This is a genomic window from Pseudomonas sp. HMWF006, from assembly GCF_003061205.1.
GTDB classification, from domain to species: Bacteria; Pseudomonadota; Gammaproteobacteria; order Pseudomonadales; family Pseudomonadaceae; genus Aquipseudomonas; species Aquipseudomonas monsensis.
Window position 1 is genome coordinate 1 of sequence record NZ_QAIU01000216.1, and the last position, 3,644, is coordinate 3,644.

The window sequence follows — 3,644 nt, forward strand, 5'->3', positions numbered from 1 at the left end:
CCAGATGCCCGACCTGCCGCGACCCGGTCATGCCGAACGGGTGGCCGATGGAAATCGAGCCGCCATTGACGTTGTACTTCTCGTTATCAATCTCCAGCCGATCGCGGCTGTACAGGCACTGCGACGCGAACGCCTCGTTCAGCTCCCACAAATCAATGTCCGCCACCTGCAAGCCCTTGGCCTTGAGCAATTTCGGCACCGAAAACACCGGGCCGATGCCCATCTCGTCAGGCTCGCAGCCGGCGACGGTGAAGCCGCGGAAAAACGCTTTCGGCTTCAGCCCCAGTTGCAGGGCTTTTTCCAGGCTCATCACCAGCGTCATCGAGGCCCCGTCGGACAGTTGCGAGGAGTTCCCCGCGGTCACCGAACCGTCCTCGGCAAACACCGGCTTGAGCCCCGCCAGACTTTCATAAGTGGTGTCAGGGCGGTTGCAGTCATCGCGCTCGACGACACCGTCGAGTACCTGCACTTCACCGCTGGTTTTGTCCTCGACCCGATACTTCACGGCCATCGGTACGATTTCGTCATCGAATAACCCCGCAGCCTGCGCCTGTGCCGTGCGAATCTGACTTTGCAGTGAATAGCGATCCTGGTCCTCGCGGCTCACGCCATAACGGCGCGCCACCACTTCGGCCGTCTGGCCCATCGTGTAATAGATACCCGGCGCCTGCTGTTGAAGCAGCGGGTTGATCAGGTGATCAGTGTTGACGCTTTTCAGGGTCAGGCTGATCGACTCGACGCCGCCGGCGACGATGATATCGCTGCAACCCGAGGCAATCTGGTTGGCGGCAATGGCGATCGCCTGCAAACCCGAGGAACAAAAACGATTGAGGGTCATGCCGGCCACGTGGGTGCCCAGACGCGAGAGCACCGCCACGTTGCGGCCGATGTTGTAGCCCTGCGCACCTTCATTGGAACCGGCGCCGACGATGCAGTCCTCGACGCTGGCCGGGTCGATGTCATTGCGTGTCAGCAGCGCGTTGACGCAATGGGCCGCCATGTCATCGGGGCGGGTCTGGTTGAACTTGCCGCGAAAGGACTTGGCCAGGCCGGTCCGCACGCTGTCGACGATCACCACTTCACGCATGGCATACCTCATTGTTGTTGTCGGTTGAGAGTGGACCGAGCATAAGTCCACCTCATCGCCGACCGCGACAATCATTCACCCCGCGTATGCGTGCCCATCGGTTCAGTCCTTGTGCTTTTTCGTGCGTTTGTCGGACTTCTCGAACGCCTCTTCCAGCGCACGGTTGATGGTGCGCAGCACCTTGACCCGTGCCCAGCGCTTGTCATTGGCCTCGACCAGCGTCCACGGCGATATTTCGGTGCTGGTACGGTCGACCATATCGCCCACGGCAGCGCGGTAGGCGTCCCACTTGTCGCGGTTGCGCCAGTCGTCTTCGGTGATCTTGAAGCGCTTGAACGGAATCTGCTCCCGCGCCTGAAAGCGCTCCATCTGCGTGTCCTTGTCGATCGCCAGCCAGAACTTGACGACGATGACCCCAGCGTCGGCGATCTGTTCTTCGAAGTCATTGATCTCGCTGTAGGCGCGCAGCCAGTCGGCCGGGCTGCAAAAGCCCTCGACCCGCTCCACCAACACCCGGCCATACCAGGAGCGGTCGAACACGGTGAACTTGCCCCGCGCCGGCAGGTGCCGCCAGAACTGCCACAAGTACGGTTGTGCACGTTCCTCTTCAGTCGGCGCGGCGATCGGCACGATGCTGTACTGACGCGGATCGAGCGCCGCCGCCACCCGCCGGATCGCCCCGCCCTTGCCCGCCGCATCGTTGCCTTCGAATACCGCCACCAGAGCGTGGCGGCGCATGCGTTTGTCGCGCATCAGCCCGGACAACCGGGCCTGCTCGGTGATCAGTTGTTCTTCGTAGTCTTTCTTTTCCAACTGCTGGTTGAGGTCGAGGCTGTCGAGCAGGTTCAGTTGATCGACAGCCGTACCCAGCGGTGCCGCGTTGACTTCTTCGGTGTGCACCTGCTGACGCCTGAGCGCATTTTGCAGACCTTCGAGCAGAATCTTGCCGACCGCCAGACTGCGGTAATTGGCGTCCATGCCTTCGATGATGTGCCACGGCGCGTAGTCGCGGCTGGTACGGCGCAACACGCGCTCGCCGTATTTGACGAACTTGTCGTAGGTCTGCGATTGCTGCCAGTCCAGCGGGCTGATGCGCCAGCTGTGCAGCGGGTCATCGGCCAGGGCTTTGAGCCGCGCCTTCATCTGCTTCTTCGACAAGTGAAACCAGAACTTGAAGATCAGCGCGCCTTCGTCGCAGAGCATCTTTTCCAGACGCTCGGCGGCGTTGATCGCCTGATCCAGGCGCGGATCCTTGAACAGACCGTGAACCCGCCCCTGAAGCATCTGGCTGTACCAGTTGCCGAAGAACACCCCCATCCGCCCCTTCGCCGGGAGCATCCGCCAGTAACGCCAGGCCGGTGGCCGCGCCAGCTCTTCATCGGTCTGCTGATCGAAGGTGCGTACCTCGATCAGACGCGGGTCCATCCACTCGTTGAGCAACTTGACGGTCTCGCCCTTGCCGGCCCCTTCAATGCCGTTGATCAAAATGATCACCGGGAAGCGTTTCTGCTGCTGCAACTCGAACTGCGCTTCCAGCAAAGCTTCACGCAGCGCAGGCACCGCCTCGTCGTACGTTTCTTTGTCGATGGCGTGACCGATTTCAGCGGATTCAAACATGGGACGGCTCCTTCCAGAATGCAGCAAGACTAGCGGATTGGGCACGGCGATGGCGGAGAAATTCCTCCGCCAAGGTGAGTTAAATGAATGAATAACGGTGGCGAGGGCCCTTGCTCGCGCTTGGCTGCGCAGCGGTCGCAAGACCTGCAACCACGGTCCTCCAGACACATCGCGTTCACCGGTTTTGGGGCTGCTGTGCACCCCGGCGGGAGCAAGCGCCTTCGCCACAAAAGCCGGTGATGATCCTGCATTCGACCCTGGGCCCCCTTGCCATGGATCAAGCACCCAGCGCCCGATCGGCTAGAATGGCCGCCTTGTGATTGCCGAGCCTGCCATGAAACCCGTATTGCCCCACGCCCAGCTCGACTGGGATGACCAGGGACGCCCGCGTTCGCGGGTGTTCGATGACGTGTATTTTTCCGATCAGTCAGGTCTGGAAGAAACCCGTTATGTATTCCTCGAACAGAACCGTCTGGCCGAACGTTTTGCCGCGTTGCCAGCGCACGGGCGACTGGTGATCGGCGAAACCGGATTCGGCACCGGGCTGAATTTTCTCTGCGCCTGGCAGCTGTTCGAGCAACATGCGGTGGCCGGGGCGCGCCTGCATTTCGTCAGCGTCGAAAAGTATCCGCTGAGCCCTGCGGACTTGCAGCGGGCCTTGGCCTTGTGGCCGCAGCTGAAGTCGCTGGCCGATCAGTTGCTGACCCATTACGTGGCGATCCATCAGGGTTTTCAGCGGCTCATTCTGGGCAATGGCCGGGTCACGCTGACGCTGTTGATCGGCGATGCGCTGGAGCAATTGCCGCAGCTCGATGCGCAGATCGACGCGTGGTTTCTCGACGGCTTCGCCCCGGCGAAAAACCCGGACATGTGGACCGCCGAACTGTTCGTAGAACTGGCCCGCCTGGCCGCGCCCGGCTCGACTATCAGCACCTTTACC

At 61.5% G+C, this 3,644-nt stretch carries 3 protein-coding genes; 1 reads left to right on the forward strand and 2 read right to left on the reverse strand.

Features of this window, described 5'->3' with window-relative positions; genetic code table 11:
* The coding region (locus DBR24_RS08545) for a thiolase family protein (protein WP_146188997.1) at positions 1-1,087 on the reverse strand (1,087 nt) is incomplete at its 3' end.
* A 102-nt stretch (positions 1,088-1,189) separates the two neighbouring features.
* On the reverse strand, positions 1,190-2,704 hold the full coding sequence (gene pap, locus DBR24_RS08550; protein WP_128614494.1) for a polyphosphate:AMP phosphotransferase: 1,515 nt from the start codon (positions 2,702-2,704) through the stop codon (positions 1,190-1,192).
* 334 nt (positions 2,705-3,038) lie between these two features.
* Here pap and mnmD point away from each other — a divergent pair.
* Positions 3,039-3,644, forward strand: a 606-nt coding sequence (gene mnmD / locus DBR24_RS31755) for a tRNA (5-methylaminomethyl-2-thiouridine)(34)-methyltransferase MnmD (RefSeq protein WP_256591346.1), incomplete at its 3' end; no start/stop codon positions are given.